The 22,211-nt window shown below is 69.0% G+C and carries 18 protein-coding genes; 10 read left to right on the top strand and 8 right to left on the bottom strand.

The features are described from left to right. The first annotated feature begins 139 nt into the window (after positions 1-139). Entirely contained in the window at positions 140-2,521 is a 2,382-nt protein-coding gene (locus tag HDA45_RS31160) for a penicillin acylase family protein (RefSeq protein ID WP_184901344.1), read from the top strand. Positions 2,522-2,596: 75 nt separating this feature from the next. Here HDA45_RS31160 and HDA45_RS31155 read toward each other — a convergent pair whose 3' ends face one another. Then, complete coding sequence (locus HDA45_RS31155) at positions 2,597-2,992, bottom strand: DUF4233 domain-containing protein (protein ID WP_184901342.1); 396 nt, start codon at positions 2,990-2,992, stop codon at positions 2,597-2,599. After that, entirely contained in the window at positions 2,989-4,665 is a 1,677-nt protein-coding gene (gene folC, locus HDA45_RS31150; RefSeq protein WP_184901340.1) for a bifunctional tetrahydrofolate synthase/dihydrofolate synthase, read from the bottom strand. The genes HDA45_RS31155 and folC overlap by 4 nt, the downstream gene beginning before the upstream one ends. Before the next feature lie 70 nt (positions 4,666-4,735). Here folC and HDA45_RS31145 point away from each other — a divergent pair, with 70 nt between their 5' ends. Both HDA45_RS31145 and HDA45_RS31140 read left to right on the top strand, forming a co-directional pair. Further along, positions 4,736-5,365, top strand: coding sequence for a class I SAM-dependent methyltransferase (locus HDA45_RS31145; RefSeq protein WP_184901338.1), 630 nt, complete (start codon positions 4,736-4,738; stop codon positions 5,363-5,365). Between the two features lie 107 nt (positions 5,366-5,472). Continuing rightward, positions 5,473-6,348 (top strand): SGNH/GDSL hydrolase family protein, encoded by an 876-nt coding sequence (locus tag HDA45_RS31140; protein ID WP_184901336.1) that lies wholly within the window; start codon positions 5,473-5,475, stop codon positions 6,346-6,348. A 2-nt stretch (positions 6,349-6,350) separates the two neighbouring features. Here the strand turns inward: HDA45_RS31140 and HDA45_RS31135 are convergent, their stop codons facing one another. Beyond that, complete coding sequence (locus HDA45_RS31135) at positions 6,351-8,984, bottom strand: valine--tRNA ligase (protein WP_184901334.1); 2,634 nt, start codon at positions 8,982-8,984, stop codon at positions 6,351-6,353. A 107-nt stretch (positions 8,985-9,091) separates the two neighbouring features. On the opposite strand from HDA45_RS31135, the gene HDA45_RS31130 reads away from it, so the two are divergent. The 5 genes from HDA45_RS31130 to HDA45_RS31110 all read left to right on the top strand — a co-directional run bounded on the left by HDA45_RS31130 (position 9,092) and on the right by HDA45_RS31110 (position 15,322). Then, complete coding sequence (locus HDA45_RS31130) at positions 9,092-10,078, top strand: hypothetical protein (RefSeq protein WP_246480845.1); 987 nt, start codon at positions 9,092-9,094, stop codon at positions 10,076-10,078. 30 nt (positions 10,079-10,108) lie between these two features. After that, positions 10,109-10,432 carry a hypothetical protein gene (locus tag HDA45_RS31125; protein WP_184901332.1) on the top strand — a complete coding sequence of 108 codons (324 nt, stop codon included), beginning with the start codon at positions 10,109-10,111 and terminating at the stop codon, positions 10,430-10,432. 43 nt (positions 10,433-10,475) lie between these two features. Further along, positions 10,476-12,791 (top strand): FdhF/YdeP family oxidoreductase, encoded by a 2,316-nt coding sequence (locus HDA45_RS31120; protein ID WP_184901330.1) that lies wholly within the window; start codon positions 10,476-10,478, stop codon positions 12,789-12,791. Next, positions 12,788-14,347 (top strand): SMI1/KNR4 family protein, encoded by a 1,560-nt coding sequence (locus HDA45_RS31115; RefSeq protein ID WP_184901328.1) that lies wholly within the window; start codon positions 12,788-12,790, stop codon positions 14,345-14,347. The genes HDA45_RS31120 and HDA45_RS31115 overlap by 4 nt, the downstream gene beginning before the upstream one ends. Positions 14,348-14,434: 87 nt before the next feature. Continuing rightward, on the top strand, positions 14,435-15,322 hold the full coding sequence (locus tag HDA45_RS31110) for a hypothetical protein (protein ID WP_184901326.1): 888 nt from the start codon (positions 14,435-14,437) through the stop codon (positions 15,320-15,322). 3 nt (positions 15,323-15,325) lie between these two features. Here HDA45_RS31110 and HDA45_RS31105 read toward each other — a convergent pair whose 3' ends face one another. From HDA45_RS31105 to HDA45_RS31095, 4 genes are read right to left on the bottom strand one after another with little or no spacing between them, the layout of a single operon-like run. Continuing rightward, positions 15,326-16,732, bottom strand: a complete 1,407-nt coding sequence (locus HDA45_RS31105) for an LCP family glycopolymer transferase (protein ID WP_184901324.1) — start codon at positions 16,730-16,732, stop codon at positions 15,326-15,328. 48 nt (positions 16,733-16,780) lie between these two features. Then, positions 16,781-17,539: an SDR family oxidoreductase gene (locus tag HDA45_RS31100; protein ID WP_184901322.1), complete on the bottom strand. Its 759-nt coding sequence runs from the start codon at positions 17,537-17,539 to the stop codon at positions 16,781-16,783. Positions 17,540-17,552: 13 nt separating this feature from the next. After that, positions 17,553-17,681, bottom strand: coding sequence for an MFS transporter small subunit (locus HDA45_RS42880; RefSeq protein ID WP_255355414.1), 129 nt, complete (start codon positions 17,679-17,681; stop codon positions 17,553-17,555). Continuing rightward, a complete protein-coding gene (locus HDA45_RS31095) occupies positions 17,678-19,039 on the bottom strand; it encodes an L-lactate MFS transporter (RefSeq protein ID WP_184901321.1) in 1,362 nt (453 codons plus the stop codon). The genes HDA45_RS42880 and HDA45_RS31095 overlap by 4 nt, the downstream gene beginning before the upstream one ends. A gap of 101 nt (positions 19,040-19,140) precedes the next feature. On the opposite strand from HDA45_RS31095, the gene fdhD reads away from it, so the two are divergent. Further along, complete coding sequence (fdhD, locus tag HDA45_RS31090; RefSeq protein ID WP_184901319.1) at positions 19,141-19,974, top strand: formate dehydrogenase accessory sulfurtransferase FdhD; 834 nt, start codon at positions 19,141-19,143, stop codon at positions 19,972-19,974. Between the two features lie 14 nt (positions 19,975-19,988). On the opposite strand, the gene HDA45_RS31085 is transcribed toward fdhD, so the two are convergent. Then, positions 19,989-21,425, bottom strand: coding sequence for a carotenoid oxygenase family protein (locus HDA45_RS31085; protein WP_184901317.1), 1,437 nt, complete (start codon positions 21,423-21,425; stop codon positions 19,989-19,991). A 75-nt stretch (positions 21,426-21,500) separates the two neighbouring features. Here HDA45_RS31085 and HDA45_RS31080 point away from each other — a divergent pair, with 75 nt between their 5' ends. After that, positions 21,501-22,199, top strand: a complete 699-nt coding sequence (locus tag HDA45_RS31080; RefSeq protein ID WP_184901315.1) for a TetR/AcrR family transcriptional regulator — start codon at positions 21,501-21,503, stop codon at positions 22,197-22,199. The last annotated feature ends 12 nt before the right edge of the window (positions 22,200-22,211 follow it).

Here is a 22,211-nt window from a genome sequence, read left to right as displayed (position 1 = left end):
GCCACGGCCGGTGGACCAACGGCGGTTTACCTGGTGATGAACGAACGGACGGTAGCCGACTCAACCGTTCGGCCGATGCTTCCCGGATCTCGCCGCCGGTAGTTTCGATCACGGGAATGATCGATCCGGAGGGGGAACGATGCGAAGATTCCAGCGTGGCCTGGTGCTGCTCACGGCGGCCTTGGCGGCGTCAAGCCTGACGACGGGGGTCTCGTCCGCGGACGAGCTGGGCCGGTCGAGGGCGGTGATCAGCTACACCGAGTACGGGATCCCGCATATCGCGGCGAAGGATTTCGACGGTCTCGGCTACGGCTACGGGTTCGCCGCGGCCAAGGACAACATCTGCGAACTCGCGAACACCTATCTGACCGTGTCCGCGCGGAGGTCCGCGCATCTGGGGGCGGGCGGCCAGGGCAACCCGGCGATGAGCGAGGCGGAGAACAACCTCGACAGCGACCTGCACTTCCAGCGGATCAACGATTCCGGCGTGGTCGAGAGGCTCCTCGCGCAACCAGCGCCGCACGGCCCGCGGACGGAAGTGCGAGAACTGGTTTCCGGGTACGTCGAGGGATACAACGCGTACCTGAAGCAGACCGGCGTCGCCCGCATCACCGATCCGGTGTGCCGCGGCGCGGACTGGGTCCGGCCCATCACCGCGCTCGACTTCTACCGGCACTTCTACGCCATCGCCTCCGTGGGCGGGCAGGGCGTACTCGCCTCGGATCTCGCCAGGACCCAGCCTCCGTCCACAAAGGACGTACCGGCCGCCGAGCCGGACACGGCGCCGCGTATCGCGGAAGGATTCCGCAAGGCCATGGGCACCGGCGAGCTCGGCAGCAACGGTATCGCCATCGGCGGGGACGGGACACGGTCCGGCGGCGGCCTGCTGCTGGGGAACCCGCACTATCCGTGGCAGGGCGGGCGCCGGTTCTGGCAGTCGCAGCTGACCATCCCCGGCCGGTTCGACGTCGCGGGCGGGAGCCTGCTGGGCATCCCGCTGCCGCAGATCGGGCACACCGCCGACCTCGCGTGGACGCATACGGTGTCGACAGCGACCACCTTCGGTCTCTTCGAGGTGCCGCTGACCCCCGGTGACCCGACGACGTACCTCGTCGACGGCAAACCGGAGAAGATGACCGCGCGCGAAGTGAAGGTCGAGGTCAAGGAACCGAACGGCGAGCGGAAAGAGATCAGCCGCACGTTCTACGGGACGAGATACGGCCAGGTCATCGGATCGGCCTTCGAGGTACCCCTACCGTGGACGACGAAGTCCGCGCACGCGCTGCGGGACGGGAACGCGGGCAACCTGCGCGGCCTCAACACGTGGTTCGAACTGAGCAAAGCGCGCAGCACCAAGGACGTCGCCGAGGCCCTCGCGCGCACGCAGGGTGTCCCGTGGGTCAACACCATCGCCGCGGACAGGGTAGGCAACGCGCTGTACAGCGACATCCAGGTCGTCCCGCACGTCACCGACGAACGGGCCGCGACCTGTGGTACCCCGCTCGGGCGCGTGCTGTTCCCCGGTAGCGGACTATCCATTTTGGACGGATCGAAATCCTCGTGCGACTGGGGAACCGATCCGGGCGCCCTCGAGCCGGGTCTGTTCGCACCGTCCCGGCTGCCGCTGCAGCAGCGGCGCGACTACGAACTGAACGCCAACGACAGCGCCTGGCTCGCCAACGCCCGCGCGCCGATCGCCCCGCTCCCCCGGATCGTCGGAGCGACCGGGACAACGCGGTCGGACCGGACGCGGGAAGCGCTGATCTCCGCCGAGGAAGGCCTGGCGGACAAGAGTTTCACGCCGACGTCGATGAAGGACATGCTGTACCGCGACCGGAGCCGAACCGCCGAACTCGCGGCCGCCGACACGGCGAAGATGTGCGCGGCCTTCCCCGGCGGGCAGGCACCGTCCACGTCGGGACCGGTACCCGTCGGCGATGCCTGCGCGACGCTCGCGTCCTGGGACCGCACGTTCCGGCTCGACAGCCGCGGCGCGCTCTTCTTCCAGCGGTTCGTGGCACGGCTCGGCGGGCTACGGGACTTCTGGCAGGTCCCCTTCGATCCGGCCCGGCCGGTCACCACGCCGCATTCACTCGCGACGGGGAACGCCACCGTGCAGAAGGCTTTCGGTGACACGCTCGCGGAATTCCGCGCCGTCGGAATCCCCGTCGACGGCAGGCTCGGCGACAACCAGGCCGTGACGCGGGCGGGGCAGCGGATCCCGATCCACGGCGGGCCCGGCGGTCTGGGCGTGCTCAACGTGATCACGGCACCGTGGGACCCGGCCGGCGGCAACCACGAGGTCGCGCATGGATCCAGCTTCGTGCAGGTGGTCGGCTTCAGCGGCAAGGCTTGCCCGGACGTCTCGACGATCCAGACCTACTCGCAGTCGACCGACGTCACGTCGCCGCATTTCGCCGACCAGACGCGGTTGTACTCCGGAGGAGGCTGGGTTCGAGGCCGGTTCTGCGGTGCGGACATCGCCGCCTCACCGGACCTGAAGGTGGTGCGGCTGCGCTAGCGGCCTTGCTTCCGCGAGGTCCGTGAAGGCCTCCTTCCCTACTGTGAACGTAGGGAAGGAGGCCTTCACGGCTTTCTACTGAGCCTGCTGCTGACTCGGGAGCGTTCCGGCCGCCATCCGCCGCGCCACGTCCCGCCGCAGCCACAACAACCACAGCCAGAACCCGAGGAAGATCACGCCGAGGATCGCCACGGCGGGCAGCGCCACGAAGAACGCGACCAGCGCGACCTGCAGGACGAGCACCGCGGGCACCGCCCAGGGCTTCTTCAGGAAACCGCACAGCACGATCAGCGCGACCGCGATCACGATCACCGACCAGCCGGTGACCGAACCGACCCCGCCGCCCAGTTTCGCGACCACCGGCAGCGCGAGCGCGACGGTGATGCCCTCCATGATCAGGGAACCGGCCATCACGCCGCGGAAGGACTTCATCGGGTCCTTGGCCGGCGGCTTCGGGGTCTCGTCGGTCACGCCGGCTCCTTACCGAACAGGGTCCTGGCCTCGCCCGCGGTGACGACCGAGCCCGTGACCAGCACGCCGCCGCCCGCCAAGGGTTCTTCGGGGTCGTCGTTCTGCTCGACGAGCCCGATGGCCGTTTCGATCGCGGCGTCCAGACTGGCTTCGGCCACGACGCGGTCTTCGCCGAAGATCGAGATGGCGATGTCGTTGAGTTCGTCGAGCGGCATCGCGCGCGGGGACGAGTTCTTGGTGACGACGATCTCGGAGACGACCGGTTCGAGGGCGTCCAGGATGCCTCGAGCGTCCTTCTCCGCCATGACGCCGACGACGGCGACGAGGCGGCGGAAGGCGAACTCCTCGGCGACGGTGGTGGCGAGAGCCTTGGCGCCGTGCGGGTTGTGGGCGGCGTCGAGCAGGACGGTCGGGGCGGCGCGGACGCGCTCCAGCCTGCCGGGGGTCTCGACCTCGGCGAAGGCTTCGCGGACCGCTTCGACGACCAGTTTCCTGTCCTTGCCCGCGCCGAAGAACGCTTCGACGGCGGCCAGCGCGAGCGCGGCGTTGGCCGCCTGGTGCGCGCCGTGCAGCGGCAGGAAGATCTCGTCGTAGACGCCGCCGAGGCCCTGCAGCTTCAGCATCTGACCGCCGACGGCGACCTCGCGTTCCAGCACGCCGAACTCGCTGCCCGCGCGGGCAACGCTCGCGTCGACCTCGACGGCGCGTTCCAGCAGGATCTTCCGCACCTCGGGGTCTTGTTCGGCGATGACCGCGACGCTGCCGGGCTTGATGATCCCGGCCTTCTCCACCGCGGCCTTGGCCGGATCGCCGCCGAAGTACTCGACGTGGTCGACGCCGATCGGAGTGATGACGGCGACGTCGCCGTCCACGACGTTCGTGGCGTCCCAGGAGCCGCCCAGACCGGTTTCGACGACAGCGGCCTCGACGGGCGCGTCGGCGAAGGCCGCGAACGCCATCCCGGTGAGCACTTCGAATTTGCTCATCGGCACCGCGTCGGGCCCGCCCGCGTTGTCCACCATGGTCACGTACGGCGCGACGTCGCGATACAGGTCGACGTACGCGGCGGCGGAGAGGGGGACCCCGTCGAGCGCGATCCGCTCGGTGACCAGCTGCAGATGAGGGCTCGTGTACCGGCCGACGCGCAGGCCCATGCGGGTCAGCAGCGCGTCGATCATCCGCGTGGTCGAGCCCTTGCCGTTGGTCCCGGCGACGTGCACCACCGGGTAGCCGCGGTGCGGTTCACCCATGAGGTTGACCAGTGCCGCGATCCGGGCCAGGGACGGCTCGATCTTGGTCTCGGGCCAGCGCAGGTTCAGCTCGGCCTCGACAGCGAGCAGTTCGCGGCGTGCCTGTTGCCCGTTGGGGTCGGACGGGGCGAAGTCGTCGCCCTGATCGTCCAGTTCGTGGAGTTCCACGTCTTCCGGGGCGTGCAGGTCCGGCACGGGTCCGAGCGCGAGGTTGTCCCCCAGCTGCCCGATCCCGCCGATCCCGCCGCCCGCGCCGCCGCCCGCCTGGTACGCGGCGTCGGGTGCGTCCAGATCCGGGTCGGTGTCGTCGGACGGATCGTGGGCGCGCGCCCCCAATTCGTCGACGCCGGCGAAACTGTCCAGATCTGCCAGGTCCGGGGATTCTGCGATTTCTTCAGAATCCCGGCCGTCACCTCGCGGCACGAACTCTCCTCTTAGCGTTACTCCCTGTCGGCCCGAGTCTACGTGCGGCTTTTGCTGGCACTCTCGACGCATGGGGTTCAACCACAACGACCACTACCACCCGCTGCTGCTCGACCAGTTGCCTCCGGGCCCGGGGGTGGCCCTGGACGTGGGTTGCGGCAGCGGGCGCTTCGCCCGGCGGCTCGCGGCGACCGGGATGCACGTCGAGGCGATCGACCGGTCCGGCCCGATGGTCGACCTCGCCCGCGCCGCCGGCTCACCGGGCCCCGGCACGATCTCGTACCGGCAGGCCGACGTCGCCACCGAGAAGCTGCCGGAGGGTGCGTACGACTTCATCTCCTGTCTCGCGTCCCTCCACCACGTCCCGTTCGACACGGTCACGAAGCTGCGGGACGCGCTGGTCCCCGGCGGGGTGCTGGCGGTGCTCGGCCTCGGCAGGCCCAGTACGCCCGCCGACTACGTCCGCGCCCTGGTGGCCTCGCCGGTCAACGCGCTGGCCAGGGTGGTCGTGTACGCGGGCGAGCGGCTCAACGGCGGGATCGATCCGCTGCCGTCGGCGCCGATCCTGGAGGCTTTCCCGCCGATGAACCGGATCCGGCGCGACGCGGCCCGGCTGCTGCCGGGGAGCAAGCTCCGGAACCTGCTCTTCTACCGCTACCTCCTGGTCTACCGCAGAAGCGAAGACGACCACCCGATGTGACACCCCAAGCGGGTGAAGCTCGCCCCCGACCACCCGATCGGCGGCGCCGACGAGGGCGGATCCGGTTCATTTTTGAGAGGCCACCCAGTCCGGAGATCGGGGTCCTCATGCGCTTCAGACGCGTCCTGTTCGCGGCCGTCTCGACCGTCGTCCTGCTGATCGCCTCCACCACGGCGGCCACCGCCGCCGGGCGGTCCTACCGGAATTACGTCGCGCTGGGTGATTCCTACACTTCCGGACCGCTCATCCCGCTCCCCCGCCTCGATCCGCTCTTCTGCGGGAAATCGACGCAGAACTACCCGTCGATCCTCGCCGCGGCGCTGCGTGTCCGTTCCTACACCGACATCAGCTGCGGCGGCGCGGACACCACCAACATGACGCGGTCGCAGAGCGTGTTCCTCGGCAGCAACCCGCCGCAGTTCAGCGCCCTGCGCGCGAACACCGACCTGGTCACCGTCGGCATCGGCGGCAACGACCACGGCGTCTTCGGAACCCTGGTCGGCACCTGCCCGTCACTGCGCGCGAGCGATCCCACCGGGAACCCCTGCCAGGACAAGTTCACCGTGGGCGGCGTCGACACCATGAAGGCCAAGGTCGTCGAAACCGGCAAGAACGTCGAGAAGGTGCTGGCCGGGATCCACGCCCGCTCGCCGCGCGCCGACGTGCTCGTCATCGGCTACCCGCGGATCGCGCCGGAATCCGGCTACTGCCCGAAGATCCTGCCCTTCGCCGAGGGTGACTACGCCTGGCTCAACAGCGTCGAGAAGGCGCTGAACTCGGCGATCGAGAAGGCCGTCGCCGCCGACGGCAAGGCGTCCTTCGTGGACACGTTCGGACCGTCCGCCGGGCACGACGCCTGCGCGTCGAACGGGGCCGCGTGGATCAACGGGCAGCACACGAAACTGCTCGCCGCGGCGGCGTACCACCCCTATCGCACCGGGATGGCGGGGGTGGCGGGGGTGATCCTCCGCCACCTCCGCTGACCTCAGGACGCCGGCAGTGTCGCCAATCGGGCGTTGATGCGCTCGATATCGGCGGCCGCGGTCTCCTTACGGGCCCGGATCTTGCCGATCACCGGTTCCGGCGCCTTGTCGATGAAGGCCTGGTTGCCGAGTTTGGCTTCGGCCTGCGCGAGTTCCTTCTCCGCGGCGCCGAGGTCCTTCTGCAGGCGCTTGCGCTCCGCGGCGACGTCGATCGTGCCGGACAGGTCCAGCTCGACGGTGACGACACCGGCCGACAGCCCGACTTCCAGCGACGCGCTCGGCGCGAAGCCGTCCTCGGGCGAGGTGAGCCGGACCAGCGAGCGGATCGGCTCGTCGTGCCCGGTGATCTCGGCGAAGCCGTCTCCGGACAGCCGCGCGGCCACCTTCTGGCTGGGCTTGAGGCCCTGGTCCGCACGGAACCGGCGGACCTCGGTGACCAGCTTCCGCACGTCGGCGATCCGCTTGTCCGCCACGGCGTCGGCGTACGAGGCGTCGGCCACCGGCCACGGGGCGATCACCAGCGACTCGCGGCCGGTCAGCGCCGTCCACAGCTTCTCGGTGATGAACGGGATGAAGGGGTGCAGCAGCTTCAACACCGTGTCGAACACGTGCCCGAGCACCGCGCGCGTCGCCGTCACGCGAGCCTCGTCACCCTGGAAGACCTGGACCTTCGACAGCTCCAGGTACCAGTCGCACAGCTCGGTCCAGGTGAACTGGTAGAGCGTGTCGGTGGCCTTGGCGAACTGGTAGTCCGCCAGGTAGCCGGTGACCTCGTCGACGACGTTGCCGAGCCTGCCGAGGATCCAGCGGTCGGCCTCGGTGAGTTCGGTGGCGGGCGGCAGGGGGGCGTTCGCGTCCGCGCCGTTCATCATGGCGAACTTGGTGGCGTTCCAGAGCTTCGTGGTGAAGTTCCGGGAGCCCGCGACCCATTCCTCGCCGATCGGCACGTCGGTGCCCGGGTTGGCGCCGCGGGTGAGGGTGAAGCGCAGCGCGTCGGTGCCGTAGCGGTCCATCCACTCGATGGGGTCGACGCCGTTGCCCGCGGTCTTCGACATCTTCTTGCCGTACTGGTCACGGACCATGCCGTGCAGCGCGATGGTCTTGAACGGCGCCTCGCCGGTGGCGTAGAGGCCGAACATCATCATCCGCACGACCCAGAAGAACAGGATGTCGTAGCCGGTGACCAGCACCGACGTCGGATAGAACTTGTTGAGGTCCGGTGTCTTCTCCGGCCAGCCGAGGGTCGAGAACGGCCACAGGCCCGAGGAGAACCAGGTGTCGAGGACGTCCGGGTCCTGGGTCCAGCCCTCGCCCGTGGGCGGCTCCTCGTCCGGTCCGACGCAGACGACCTCGTCGTTCGGGCCGTACCAGACCGGGATGCGGTGGCCCCACCACAGCTGGCGCGAGATGCACCAGTCGTGCAGGTTGTCGACCCAGTCGAAGTAGCGCTTCTCCATCTCCGGCGGGTGGACGTTCACCCGGCCGTCGCGCACCGCGTCGCCCGCGGCCTTCGCGAGCGGGCCGACCTTGACGAACCACTGCAGCGAAAGCCGCGGCTCGATCGGCTCCTTCGAGCGCTCGGAGTGCCCGACGCTGTGCAGGTACGGACGCTTTTCCGCGACGATGCGGCCCTGTTCGCGCAGCTTCTCCCGCACCGCGACGCGGGCCTCGAAACGGTCCATGCCGTCGAACTCGGTGCCGGTGCCGTCGATGCGGCCCTGCTCGTCCATGATCGTGATCATCGGCAGGTCGTGGCGCTGGCCGATCTCGAAGTCGTTCGGGTCGTGCGCGGGGGTCACCTTGACCGCGCCGGTGCCGAACTCCGGGTCGACGTGCTTGTCCGCGACGATCGGGATCCTGCGCCCGGTCAGCGGGAGCTCGACCTCGGTGCCGATGAGATGCGTGTAGCGCTCGTCGTCCGGGTGGACCGCGACGGCGGTGTCGCCGAGCATCGTCTCCATCCGGGTGGTGGCCACGACGATCGCGTCGTCCCCGTCGCCGTAGCGCATGGAGACGAGTTCGCCCTCGACCTCCTCGTGCTTCACCTCGGCGTCGGAAAGCACCGACCGCAGCTCCGGCGACCAGTTGACCAGCCGCTCGGCGCGGTAGATCAGGCCGTCGTCGAAGAGCTTCTTGAAGATCGTGTTGACGGCCTTGGACAGGCCGTCGTCCATGGTGAACCGCTCGCGGGTCCAGTCGACGCCCTCGCCGAGGCGCTTCATCTGCGCGAGGATCTTGCCGCCGTGCTCGTTCTTCCACTGCCAGACGCGGTCGACGAAGGCCTCGCGGCCGAGCTCGCGGCGGCTGGTGCCCTCGGCGCGGAGCTGCTTCTCGACCAGCGCGTGGACCGCGATGCTCGCGTGGTCCATCCCGGGCAGGTACAGCGTCTCGTCGCCGAGCATGCGGTGGAAACGGGTGCTCGCGTCGATCAGGGTGTGCTCGAACGCGTGCCCGATGTGCAGCGAACCGGTCACGTTCGGCGGCGGGATGACTACCGTGAACGGCGGCTTGTCCGACGTGGGGTCGGCCGTGAAGTACCCGGCGTCTACCCAACGCTGGTAGAGCGAGGCTTCTTCGTCGGCCGGGTTCCAGGCACCCGGTAGGTCGGTCTGCTGCGGCTGGGCGTTCTCGGTCACATTGTCAAGTCTACGAACCCCCTCCACCGCGTTCCTCACCGGCCGTAACGCTCGCCGTTCCCCGCCGATGAGGGTTTGTCTCGACGCACTGGGGAGAGGGCTCGTTCATGGAAGACAGCCGGATGGAGACACATCCGGATCTGATGGATCCGGCTTGGAGCAGGCGCGCCGAACTCGACGCCCGGCGTGGCGCGAAGAAGGACCGCAAACAGCGCCGGAAGCAGGCTCCGCGCCGTCGCTTCCGGCCGGGTTTCCGGATGTCCCGGGGGCTCGTCGTGACCCTGTTCCTGAGCCTGACGGCTGTCGTGCTCGTGGTCGCGGCCGTCGTCATGCCGCAGTTGCGGGGGCACAGCTCCGGAGGGTCGCCGCAACCGGCTCCGGTGGTCGGCGGCGTCGACCTCGCCCGGCCTTACGACCGCACCCCCGCCGCGAACTGGGGTGAAGGCCTCGCCGGGATCACCGTGCCGGCGGGGCAGGCCGTCGGTGGCTTCACCGCGCAGGAGGTCGACGCGGGGTATCGGACGGTGACGGGGGCGATCGCGGCCGCACAGCTCGGCTCCCGGGCCCTGCAGGACAACGACGGCTCGGAGCTGCTCGCCTTGCTGACCCCGAACGAACGCGCCCGGCTCGCACCGACGCTCACGGGTCCGGTCACCGCCGAGAAGGGCAACTACCTGACCCTCATCGGGCCGAAACGCCTGCTGCCGGTGAGCCCGCGAATGACCGGCTTCCTCACCGCGAAGCCCGGCGGCGAAGGCGAGCTGATCATCCACGCGAGTTACACGACCGCCTACGCCTTCGACGCGCTACCGAGCGAGGCCAGGACTCCGGCCGACATCGTCCCGTTCGTCCGCGAGGAGCAGGACTACGTGATCCGCAAGGCGCCGCCGTTCGCGACGGCCGACGCCGGGCTCAGCCTCGGAGACGGCACGGCCTACAAGACACGCATGGCCTGTGACGCGATCAAGACCGGCATCCTCGCGCCCCAGTACGCTGACAAGGACAGACCGGTCGTCGTCGGCGCGCCCGCTGTCGACGAAGTCGCCACCTACGACCCGACGAAACCCCTGCCGTCGCTGAACACCTGCGGGTAGCAGGCCCAACCCCTGGGGAAGAGGACCGAGATGGACGAAGAGGACCGCCGGATCGAGACCCATCCGGACCTGGCCGACCCGAACTGGCAGAAGCACGCCGAGCTCGACGCCTGGCTGGGTGCGAAGAAGGAACTCAAGAAGAAGCGCCGCAAACAGCGCAAGGCGGCGACCTCCGGCGGCGGTTACCGCGAGCCGGGTTCGAGCCGGTGGCCCGGGGTCGCCGCGATCGTCGGCCTGGTCGTGCTGGTCCTGGCCGCGGTGACGGTGAACGCGGTGCAGGAACGCGGCGTCAACGAGGTGCCGTGGTTCCCGTTGGACGAGTCGCAGATCACCCGCCTCGACGTGGGCGCCTGACCCCTCGGTCGCGCGCCGGGGCGGCAAGGCGCACGATGGTGACATGACCCGCGAAGCACCCGCGAACGACGTTGACGAGACACAGCTCGAGGTCGGGAAACCGAAGAGCTGGGCGGCCGGGATCCCCGGGGTCGCCGTCTCCCTGGTGCGCGGCATGGAGCAGATGGGCGCCGCACGCACGGTGAAGACGCTGCGCCTGCTGAACCAGCGCGACGGCTTCGACTGTCCCGGCTGCGCCTGGCCGGAGCCGCGCGAGGTCGACGGAGAGCACCGCAAGCTCGCGGAGTTCTGCGAGAACGGCGCGAAGGCCGTCGCCGAGGAGGCGACCAAACGCCGGGTCGGTCGCGAGTTCTTCGCCGAGCACTCCATCCAGGTGCTGGCGGAGAAGACGGACTTCTGGCTCGGCCAGCAGGGCCGGATCACCGAGCCGTTCGTGCTGCGCGAAGGGGCATCGCACTACGAACCGATCTCCTGGGACGACGCGTTCACCCTGGTCGCGGACGAACTCCGCGCACTCGGGGACCCCAACGAGGCGATCTTCTACACCTCCGGGCGCACCAGCAACGAGGCCGCGTTCCTCTACCAGCTGCTCGTGCGGTCCTACGGCACCAACAATCTCCCGGACTGCTCCAACATGTGCCACGAATCCTCCGGCGCCGCGCTCGCGGCCACGACGGGGATCGGCAAGGGCTCGGTGACGCTCGCCGACATCCACAAGGCGGACCTGATCGTGGTGGTCGGCCAGAACCCGGGCACCAACCATCCGCGCATGCTGTCCGCGCTGGAAGAGGCCAAGGGCAACGGCGCGAAGATCATGGCGGTCAATCCGCTGCCCGAAGCCGGTTTGATGCGGTTCAAGAACCCGCAGAACGTCCGGGGCGTGATCGGCAAGGGAACCCCGCTGGCCGACGAGTTCGCGCAGATCCGGCTCGGCGGTGACCTCGCGCTGTTCCAGGCGATCGGGCATCTCCTGTTGCAGTGGGAACAGGAGACTCCCGGCACGATCGTGGACCGCGCGTTCGTCGAGTCGTCCACCGAGGGCTTCGAGGACTACGCGAAGCATCTGCGGGAAATCGACTGGGCCGAGGTCGACGCGGCGACAGGCCTGCCGCGTGAGCAGATCGAGCGGCTGGCGCGGATGATCGCGACGTCGAAGCGGACCATCTACTGCTGGGCGATGGGCCTGACCCAGCACAAACACGCGGTGCAGACGATCTCCGAGGTCGCGAACCTGGCGTTGCTGCGCGGCATGATCGGCGAACCGGGCGCGGGCCTGTGCCCGGTGCGCGGGCACTCCAACGTCCAGGGCGACCGGACGATGGGCATCTGGGAGAAGATGCCGGAGTCCTTCATGGACAGTCTCGACGACGAGTTCGGCATCAAAGTCCCGCGAGAGCACGGCTATGACACCGTCGCCGCGATCCGCGCGATGCGGGACGGGAAGGGCAAGGTCTTCTTCGCCGTCGGCGGCAACTTCGCTTCCGCCACCCCGGACACCGAGCTGACCGAGAAGGCGCTCAAGTCCTGCTCCCTCACGGCGCACGTGTCGACGAAGCTCAACCGTTCGCACGTCGTCCCCGGCAAGACCGCGCTGATCCTGCCCACCCTCGGCCGCACCGAACGCGACACCCAGGCCGCCGGCGAGCAGTTCGTCACCGTCGAGGACTCGATGTCGCAGGTGCACACCTCGCGCGGCAGGCTGACCCCGGCCAGCGAGCACCTGCTTTCGGAGGTCGCGATCGTCTGTCACCTCGCGGAAGCGCTGTTCGGCGCCGGGCACGCCGTGCCGTGGCGGGACTTCCACACCGACTACGACCTCGTCCGCGACCGGATCGCGCGCGTCGTCCCCGGTTGTCACGACTACAACGCCCGCGTCCGCGAGCCCGACGGGTTCGTCCTCCCGAACGCGCCGCGCGATTCCCGGCAGTTCAACGGAACCGCGAACGGCAAGGCGAACTTCACCGTCTCCGAACTCGAGTATCCGCAGGTGCCCGAAGGCAGGCTGCTGCTGCAGACGATGCGCAGCCACGACCAGTACAACACCACGATCTACGGCCTTTCCGACCGCTACCGCGGCATCGAGGACGCCCGGCGCGTGGTGCTGGTGAACCCCGAAGACCTGGTCTCGCTCGGGCTGACCGACGGCGCGATGGTCGACCTGGTCTCGGAATGGCGGGACGGCGAACGCCGGGCGCCGCGGTTCCGCGTGGTGTCCTACCCGACGGCGCAGGGCTGCGCGGCGGCGTACTTCCCCGAGGCGAACGCCTTGGTCCCGCTGGATTCGGTGGCGGACAAGTCGAACACCCCGGTGTCGAAGGCGATCGTGGTGAGGCTGGAGCCGCTAGATTCCACCCCATGATCCCTGGGGACGTCGCCCGCGAAATGGCGCGACTGCTGCGCGAGAGCGCGAAATCGGACTGGACCTCCGCCGTGTTGCGGGTACACAACACCGGTGGCGGATTCTCGCTGCAGGCGGAGACGGACACCGGCCGGTACCCGAGTCCCGACATGAGGGCGCTGTCGGAGTTGTTCCGGCCGTTGCCCTCGTCGATCTACGAGGTCCGGCTGAACCACACCGGGGAGTACACCCTCCTCGCGACGCCGGACGTAGCCACCATGTCCCCGGCCTGGCTCGTGTTCGACGACGGCTTTCGCTATCCGGGGCATCCGCTGCCGGGTCTGCCGTTGCCCGCGCGATCCCGGCCGACCGGGGCGCCGACCGACCCCGCGGTGCTCGCGCGGATCACCGGCCTCGCCGCGGAATTCGCGGCACTGTACGAAAAGATCAAGGGCCAGGCGCCGGATTGGGAGCCCGGCCACAGCGAAGCCGAGCTCGCCGAGGCCGAGGAGCGGATCGGCGCGCGACTGCCCGAGGACCTTCGCGCCCTGTTCCGGGTGACGGGCTGGGACAACGAGTCCGGGCTGCTCGGCCGGTACGCCCACGATCCACTGCACCTGCTCGTCGAGCGGTACGTCGAAGGCGATCCCGGTTCCTACGGCTGGGAAGACCCCGTCTCCGAAGACGGCGTGGTCTTCGAGACCCAGCCCGCCGGCCGGGTGAAACGCTTGTCCCGCAACGATTGGTGGATCACCTTCGGCAGCGATCACGCCGGCGATTTCGTCGCCGTCGACCTCGATCCGGCCGAAGCCGGGGAGAGCGGCCAGATCCTCGAGTACGGGCGGAACGTCTGGGGCCCTGTCCGGTACGTCGCGGCCTCGATCACCGGGATGATGGAAGAGGTCGTCCGCGCGCTGAAGGCGGGCGAGTACGAGGACGAGCCCGAGTCGCCGTATCTCGTCGCCGAAGCCGCCTTTCACAATGAGCCCGCCCGCGGCCACGACCAAGTGCTGACCGAGACGACGGACCTCGGCGGCGTCACCGATCCGGAACTCGTCCAGGAGCTGTACCTCAACGACCCGGGCTCGGTGGACCTCTCGATCCTGAACCCGTTGTCGTCGTTGCGTCATCTGCGGGTCAACCGCGCCGATTCCGTCGTCGCGAATCTCTCCGGGTTCCCGGCACTCGAAGCGGCGAGCATCGAGACCTCGAAGCTGGATCTCACCGGGATCGCCGGGCACCCCACCCTGTGGAGCCTTTCGCTCGCCGGGGTGAAACATCCGATCGACTTCGACCCGCTGCTGGGACTTCCGGGGCTGATCAGGCTCGGCCTCGCCGGTCTCGACGTGCCCGAGCTGGAACGCGTCGGCGAACTGGCCGCGCTGCGGGTGCTCATCCTGGACGACGGGCAGGTCCGGCGGCTGCTGGACGCCGGTGTCACGCTGCCTTCGCTGGCCGCGATCGAGATCACGGGCGGGGCCCCGCTCGCGGAGATCGTGCGGTTGCGCCGGAGGCTTCGCCCGGACGGCCCCGCTCCCGAAGTCATCGAGGCCTCGGGCACGCTGGCCGCACCTTAGGCTGCCCGCTTGGCGGTGCCGGACGAGGCCGATCCGCGACCACCGTGAAGGGGAAACCCGTTCACGTGCTCGCGGAAAGGCCTTGCCATGTCACGAAGATCGGTCCTGCGCGGCTTCGCCGTCCTCGCCTCGCTCGTCCTCGTCACCACGCTGCCCGGTGCGGCCACCGCCGCTCAGGCGGCCCCACCGCCGCTCCCCTTCGTCTCCCAGCTCGACCTGTCCTGCTATCGGGCCGAAGGCTACAAACCGCCACCGACGGCTGTCACGCTGAAACACCTCAACCCCGTACTCGCGGATCTGCCCGTCGAAACGGTCAAGTTGGGGGAACGGCAGCAATTCTGCGTGCCGGTCGCGAAGAACGGCGTCATCCCGCCGCCCGGGATCCTCGACTTCGTCCGCTGGGTGGATCTTTCCTGCTACCGGATCGAAGGCGGCGCGAGGAACGTCCCGCTGACGTTGAGCCAGCTGAACCCGGTCGTGCAACGGCTGGGGATCCAAGACGCGCCCGTGACCATGCTGTCGCCGGAGCAGTTGTGCGTGCCCGTCGCGAAGAACGGTGTGCTGCCGCCGCCGGAGATCCTGTCGTTCGTGCGGCACATCGATCTCGAGTGCTACGCGCTGCGTGTCCTCGGCATCCCCGGCCGCCCCTTCCCGTTGACGCTGGGGCATCTCAACCCGGTGCTGGCCGACCGGCCGAAGGCGGAGGTGCAGGTCGGCAACGCACGGCAGTTGTGCGTCCCGGTCTCCAAACGCGGTGACGAGATCCCCCGGGAGGTGCTGAACACCGTGCAGTGGCTGGATCTGGCGAAGTACGACGTCCGCACCGGACCGAGCGTCATCGGGCCGGTCACGCTGAAACTGACCCATCTGAACCCGGTACTGGCTGGCCTTCCCTCGGAACAGGTCACCATCACCGAACCGACCCAGCTGGGCCTTCCGGTCGCCAAGAACGGCAAGATCCCGCCGAGGGAGTGACCGTCAGTTGATGCACCCGGCGTCTTCGGAGGTGATCGGCTGGTCGGTCCGGACCCCGGCCGCCCCGCCACCCGCGGACACGCCCGGTCCCTTGTAGACCTGTCCGAGCACGACCTGCACCTGGCCCGCCGCGACGGAAGCGACCTTCTCGGTTTCCAACCCGCCGAGCAGTTTCGCGATCTCCGTGGCGGGCCCGGACGCGTCGCTGAACCGGACGACGGAGGTCCGCCGTCCGGTCTCGGCCGTCGCCTCGCCTTTGCCGAATCCCTTTTCCGCCAACAGATCCGCGACGCGGGCGGCGAGGCCGTCCTTGCCGCTCGCGTTGACGACGTCGACCTTGGGGCCCGCGGGCGCCTGCGGTGTCGTGGGCTGGGCGCCGATCAGGGACGCGGCGAAAGCCCGGACCTGGACGGGGTCCACCTGCACGGCGGTCCAGGTCGGCTGCTTGGGGTTGTAGCGATAGTCGGGGTTGACCACCGGGATCGTGTCGAAGGCGATACCGCCGCCGGAGACGCCCCGCATCTGCCGGACGAAGTCGAGCAGATCCCACGAGCCGTCGAGTACGACCGAACGTTTCACCGCGTCGATCAGTTCGGAGAGGCGGGCCGGGTTGGCGAGCGTCCCGGCGGAGAGCACCTGCTTCGCCAGCCCCGCGAGGAACACCTGCTGACGGCGGACGCGGTCGAGGTCACTGCGAGGCAGGTCCTCGCGCTGGCGGACGAAGGCCAGCGCGTCGGCACCCTGGATCGTCTGCTTGCCCGCTTTGAAATTCGCCCCGGACTTGATGTCCTTGGTGTCCCGCGTCAAGCACACCTCGACGCCGCCGACGGCCTTGCTGATGTCGTAGAAACTCTGCAGGTTGACCTCGGCGAAGTGATCGATCTTGACGGCGGTGAGATCCTCGACCGCCTTCAAGGTCGCCTTCCGCGCGGCCGTGATCGCCACCTTGTCGATCTCGGCCTTGTCGGTCTTGCCCGCCTCGCGCTGTGCACTCGCCGAAGCGAACTTGGCGTGACCGAAGACCCCGTTGATCTTGGTCTTGTCCTTCGTCCCCGGCTCCGCGACCCAGGAGTCGCGCGGGATCGAGAAGGCCTTCACCGCTTTCTGGCCGTTGGGGATGCGGAGCACGATGAGCGTGTCGGTCAGGTCGTCGCCGTTCGCGCCCACGCGCAGCTCACGCAGCATTTCCGGGGACAGCGGGTTGCCGTGCTCGTCGGTCCGCGAATCACGGCCGACCAGCAGGATGTCCAGCGACCCGTCGGCGGGCTGTTCCCCTTTCGCCTGCGCCTCGTCGATCACGTCTTCACGGGCGACCTCTTCCAGCGAACTCATGGTCGAGTATCCGTACGCGGTCCCGCTGAACACCGCCACCGCGAGAACGGCGACCAGGACCTTCCCCAGCTTGTGCACGTTCCTAGGACGCGCGGGAGGCGATTATTGCTGCATAGGTGATCCACTTCACATCCGCAGATGTGACGCGCCGTTCAGGTCGAGGATCGCGCCGGACGCCCAAGCGGCCTCGGCGGACGCGAGGTAGAGCACCGCCGCGGCGACCTCCTCCGGCGTGCCGACCCGGCCGAACGGGCTCTGCTCGCGGAGAGCCTCGCCACTCGCGCCCTCGAGCTTCATCGCGACTCGGTCCGTGGCGGTGAAGCCGGGCGCGATCGAGGTCACCGCGATCCCGTGCGGGGCGAGCGCGACGGCGAGCGACTGCCCGAGCGAGTGCAGCGCGGCCTTGCTCGCGCCGTACGCGGGGAACTCCGGCTCGCCCTTGAAGGCGCCCCGCGAGCCGATGTTGACCACGCGGCCGGGCGCGCCGCGCTCGATCATGTGCCGCGCCACGCAGTAGGTCACGTTCGCCGTGCCGAGCACGTTGACGTCGACCATCCGCCGCCAGATCCGCTGCCAGTCCGTATAGGACACTTCGGCGACGGGATGCGCCGAAGCCGCGGACGGCGCGAAGGCGGCGTTGTTCACCAGGACGTCGACACCGTCCACCGAGGCCTCGGCCTCGTCGGCGACCCGTTGTGCCACTTCGGGGTCCGAGAGGTCGCCCTGGACCAGACCGTGGCCGGAACCGGGCAGATCCGCGAGCGTCCGCTCGGCGTCCTCCCGGTTCGAGGCGTAGTGAACGGCGACACGGTCGCCCTTGTCCGCGAAGGCGCGGGCGATCGCACGGCCGATGCCGCGCGATGCCCCGGTTACCAGAACTCCCACGGTTCGACCCTACTCAGCCGCCGAAGAGCTGGACGACCTTCCGGAACAGTTCGTAGACACCGTAGGCGAACGGGAGCGCGACCCACAGCCACGCGAAGACCATCAGCCCGGTGCGGCGGCGCTCGGGAGCCTGTTCGGTCATCGGGTCTCACTCCTCGCGGGCTCGCCGGACGACGCCGGCTCGTGGAACTTCGGGTTGACCGGCCGCACCAGCTCGTTGGCGACGAAGCCGACGACCAGCAGGCCGATCATGATGAACAGCGATGTCGTGTAGAGGTCGGGGCCGACCTTGCCCGCCGACTTCTGGCTGTCGGCGATGGCGTTGACGATGAGCGGCCCGAGCACGCCCGCCATCGACCACGCTGTCAGCAGCCTGCCGTGGATCGCGCCCACCTGGTAGGTGCCGAAAAGGTCCTTCAGATACGCGGGGACGGTCGCGAAACCGCCGCCGTAGAAGGACAGGATCAGCATGGCGCACAGGACGAACACGAGCTTCGAGGCGTTGGTGGTCAGCGCGATCACGAGGTACAGCAGGGCACCCGCGCCGAGGTAAAGCCGGTAGATGTTCTTGCGCCCCACCAGGTCCGAAGTGGACGACCAGACGAACCTGCCGAGCATGTTGGTCAGCGAAAGCAGCGCGACGAACCCGGCCGCGGCGGCGGTGCCGACCGGTGTCGAGGTCTCACGGAAGAAGTCCGCGATCATCGGCGACGCCTTCTCCAGGATGCCGATGCCCGCCGTCACGTTGAAGCACAGGACCACCCAGAGGAGCCAGAACTGCGGCGTCTTGATGGCGTTGCGCGCGGACACGTTCGCGGTGGTGATCATCGCGTTGCCGTGATCGGCCTTCGGTTCCCAGCCCCGCGGCTTCCAGTCGTCCGCGGGCACCCGGATCAGCAAGATGCCGAGGCTCATGAAGACCGCGTAGACCAGGCCGTGCACGAGGAACGCCGTCGCGACCGTGCTGATCGTCCACGGCGCCGTGCCCAGCATCTGCGAAGACCACGGCGACGCGATCAGCGCTCCGCCGCCGAAGCCCATGATCGCGATCCCGGTGGCCATCCCCGGCCGGTCCGGGAACCATTTGATCAGCGTCGACACCGGCGAGATGTAGCCGATCCCGAGCCCGATGCCGCCGATCCCGCCCCAGCCGAGGACGACGAGCCAGTACTGCGAGGTCGCCACGCCGAGCGCGGAGAGCAGGAAACCCGAGCTGAAGCAGACCATCGAGACGAACATCGCCCAGCGCGGGCCGTTGCGCTCGACCAGTGTCCCGCCGAACGCCGCCGACAGCCCGAGCATCACGATGCCGAGCTGGAACGGGAGCGCGCTCTGGGTGCCGGTGAGCCCGAGCGTCTTCTCCAGCGGCGGTTTGAAGACGCTCCACGCGTACGCCTGCCCGATCGACAGGTGGACGGCCAGCGCGGCGGGTGGCACCAGCCAGCGGCTCCAGCCCGGCGGGGCGACAATGCGTGAACGGTCCAGGAAGCCGACAGCCATCCGGCGCCTCCGTACTCTGAGGATGTGCACTGGGAATGTATTACTTAATTCCCAACGTTGCAGTATCCGAGTGTGGAACAACCGGTCAGAAGGGTGGACAAGTGGGCAGGGTGACGGTGCGCCGTCCGGTGCGGAAGATCTCCGCGACCCGGGACGTGCGACGCCCCGACGCGCTCGCGGCCGAGGAACCGCTGGAGATCCGGGTCGGCGGCAAGGCGCTCGCGGTCACCATGCGGACCCCCGGCAACGACGTCGAGCTGGCGCACGGGTTCCTGCTGTCCGAGGGCGTGCTCGCTTCTCGCGAGGACATCGCTGTCGCCCGGTACTGCGACGGCGTCGACGACCAGGGCCGCAACACCTACAACGTCCTGGACATCGCGCTGGCCGAAGGCGTCGCTCCGCCGGAGACGGGCGTCGAGCGGAACTTCTACACCACGTCTTCGTGCGGCGTCTGTGGCAAGGCGGCGCTCGACGCTGTCAAACTGCGAAGCCGCTTCTCGCCGGAGAAGTCCGAGTTCGCGGTGAGCACCGACGTCCTGTCCAAGCTCCCGGACACGCTGCGCGCGCACCAGAAGGTCTTCTCCAGCACCGGCGGTCTGCACGCGGCCGCCCTGTTCGACGATGAGGGGAATCTCGCCGTCGTCCGGGAGGACGTCGGCAGGCACAACGCCGTCGACAAGGTCCTCGGCTGGGCGCTGCAGGAGAGCCGGATCCCCGCGGCGGACGCCGGTCTGCTGGTGTCCGGCCGCGCCTCGTTCGAACTGGTGCAGAAGGCCGCCATGGCCGGGATCGGCCTGCTGGCGGCGGTTTCCGCGCCGTCGTCGCTCGCCGCGGAACTGGCCGAGGAGAACGGCATGACCCTCATCGGCTTCCTGCGCGGCGACAGCATGAACCTGTACACCGGGGAGCAGCGGGTGCTCGGCCTCGGGAGCTGAAGGGGCCTTTCCCCTCAGCCCTCCCCTGCCGGGTCCCAGTTGCCGTGGAAGCCGTTGGGCACCCTGTCCGGCAGGTGCACGGCGCCGACGGTCTCCAGCGTCCCCGCGTCCAGGATGGTCAGGTCGCTCTTCTGCGTCGCGGGGTCGTAGACGAATCCCATCAGCACGCCCTCGTCCTCACCCGCGTCCACAGAGGACGGGACGAACACGAACTCCCCCACCTGGCTGCCCGGTCCGAATTCCCTCGACGCGACAGAACGCTTCCACAGGTCGTGCTTCAGCAGCGACCCCGACGACGCCGACCCATCCTTTGTGGACACCGAGTAGCCGAACCGGTGCGGTCGCCCGACGAGCCGCTCGTCGACGCGCGGGAACTCCTGGCCCTGGTCGTCGAGGCGTTCCTCGACGACCTTGCCGACGGTCAGGTCGACGGTCCAGCGGTCCAGGGTCGGCGGCCCCTCGGCCGGTCCGAGGAGTTCGGTGGCGAACATCCTCGGATGCCGGACGATGTCCAGCACGATGTCGTCGCCGTCGTCGTAGGCGTTCATCGGGTGGAACACGTAGCACGGCTCGATCTCGAACCAGCGGACGTCGCCGTTGCCGCCCTCTCGCGGCATGACCCCGATCCGCGCCGGATAGTCGGGGTTCCACCGGTACGGCAGGCCCGCGTTGCCCGAGATCCGCTGGCGCAGCCTCGCGCTGAGCGGGTCGGGCACCTTCACCTTGCCCACCAGCGCGGACACCACCAGCTGGGCCGGCGTGCGCAGGAACGGCGGGACGGACGTGGCGACGGCCTGTTCGGTGTCGAACGTCACCGGGAGGTCGTAGAACACGACGTACTTCTCGGTCAGGGAGAAGTCGTGCATCATCGGCGAACCGGTGACCTCGATGTCCACCTTGCGCCGCGCGCGGCCCTGGGCGTCGATCACCGAGTACTGGACCTTGTTGCCCCAGCCGAAGAAGTACGACACGGCGTGCAGTTCGCCGGTCTCCGGATCGCGCTTCGGATGGGCGGTGTAGCCGCCGGGCAGGGTGCCGTCGAAGTCGCAGGGGCCGACGGTGTCGAGTTCCTCGGTCAGCTCGAAGTTCGTCGCGCCGCCCTCGATCAGCGCGAGGGTCTTGCCCGCGTGGCCGATCACGTTCGTGTTGGCGCCCATGGAAGCGGCCCCGCCCGCCCAGCCCTCGCCGAGTTCCGCCGAAAGCCGGGGGTTGCGCACCCAGCGGTTGCGGTACCACTCGGCGCGGCCGTCGCGCAGCCGGATGCCGTGCACCATGCCGTCGCCCATGAACCAGTGGTAGGTCGCCGGGTCCACTTCGGACAGCGGGTTCGGCCCGTTCCGCAGATAGCGCCCGTCCAGGTACTCCGGGATGTGCCCGGTGACGCGCAGTTCGGTGATCGTGTGCTCACGGCTGACCGGGGCGAAGTTGCCCTCGAGGAACTTGTTTCCCATCACAGGCCCCCTGGATCGGTGACTATAACGCGGTTATGGATACATTTATAACAGGGTTATGGAATACTGGCAAGCATGTCACCCAAGCCCGCTGCCGCCGAGGTCAAGGCCAAGCTGATCGAGGCGGCGATCCGGCTGCTCTCCGACGGCGGCCCCGAGGCGCTCCAGGCCCGCAAGCTGGCCGCCGAGATCGGCGCGTCGACCATGGCCGTGTACACCCACTTCGGCGGGATGGGGCCGCTGGTGGACGAGGTCGCGCGCGAGGGATTCCGGCGGCTGTCGGCGAATCTGGGCAAGGTCGAAGACACCGGCGACCCGGCGGCCGACATCCTCACGCTGGCGCTGGCGTACCGGCGGACCGTGGTGGAAAACCCGCAGCTCTACGCGGTGACCTTCGGCCAGAGCCAGCCCAGCGGGCAGAAGGCGGCGCTGGGCGACATGACCAACGAGGAAACCCGTCAGAACCTCAGCGAAGAGGGCATCGAGGCCTTCGGCTACCTCGTCCGCGCCGCGAAGCGCGTGATCGAGGCGGGCCGGTTCCGCCCCGCCCCCGAATTCGCCGTCGCCGCCCAGCTCTGGAGCGCCGTGCACGGCTACATCACACTGGAGGTCGCCGGCCACTTCGGCGACGGCGAGAACGGCGTGGAGCAGATCCTGATCCCCCTGGCCACCGCCCTCGGCGTGGGTCTCGGCGACACGTTGGAGGCCGCGACGCGGTCCGCGCGGATCTCGATCGAGTCATGGCGCGCGAAAGAGGGAAACATCGGCACCTGATCCGGCGATACC

Source organism: Amycolatopsis umgeniensis, assembly GCF_014205155.1.
GTDB classification, from domain to species: Bacteria; Actinomycetota; Actinomycetes; order Mycobacteriales; family Pseudonocardiaceae; genus Amycolatopsis; species Amycolatopsis umgeniensis.
The sequence above is the reverse complement of the archived record's forward strand: the minus strand, read 5'-3'. Positions and strand labels throughout refer to the sequence as shown.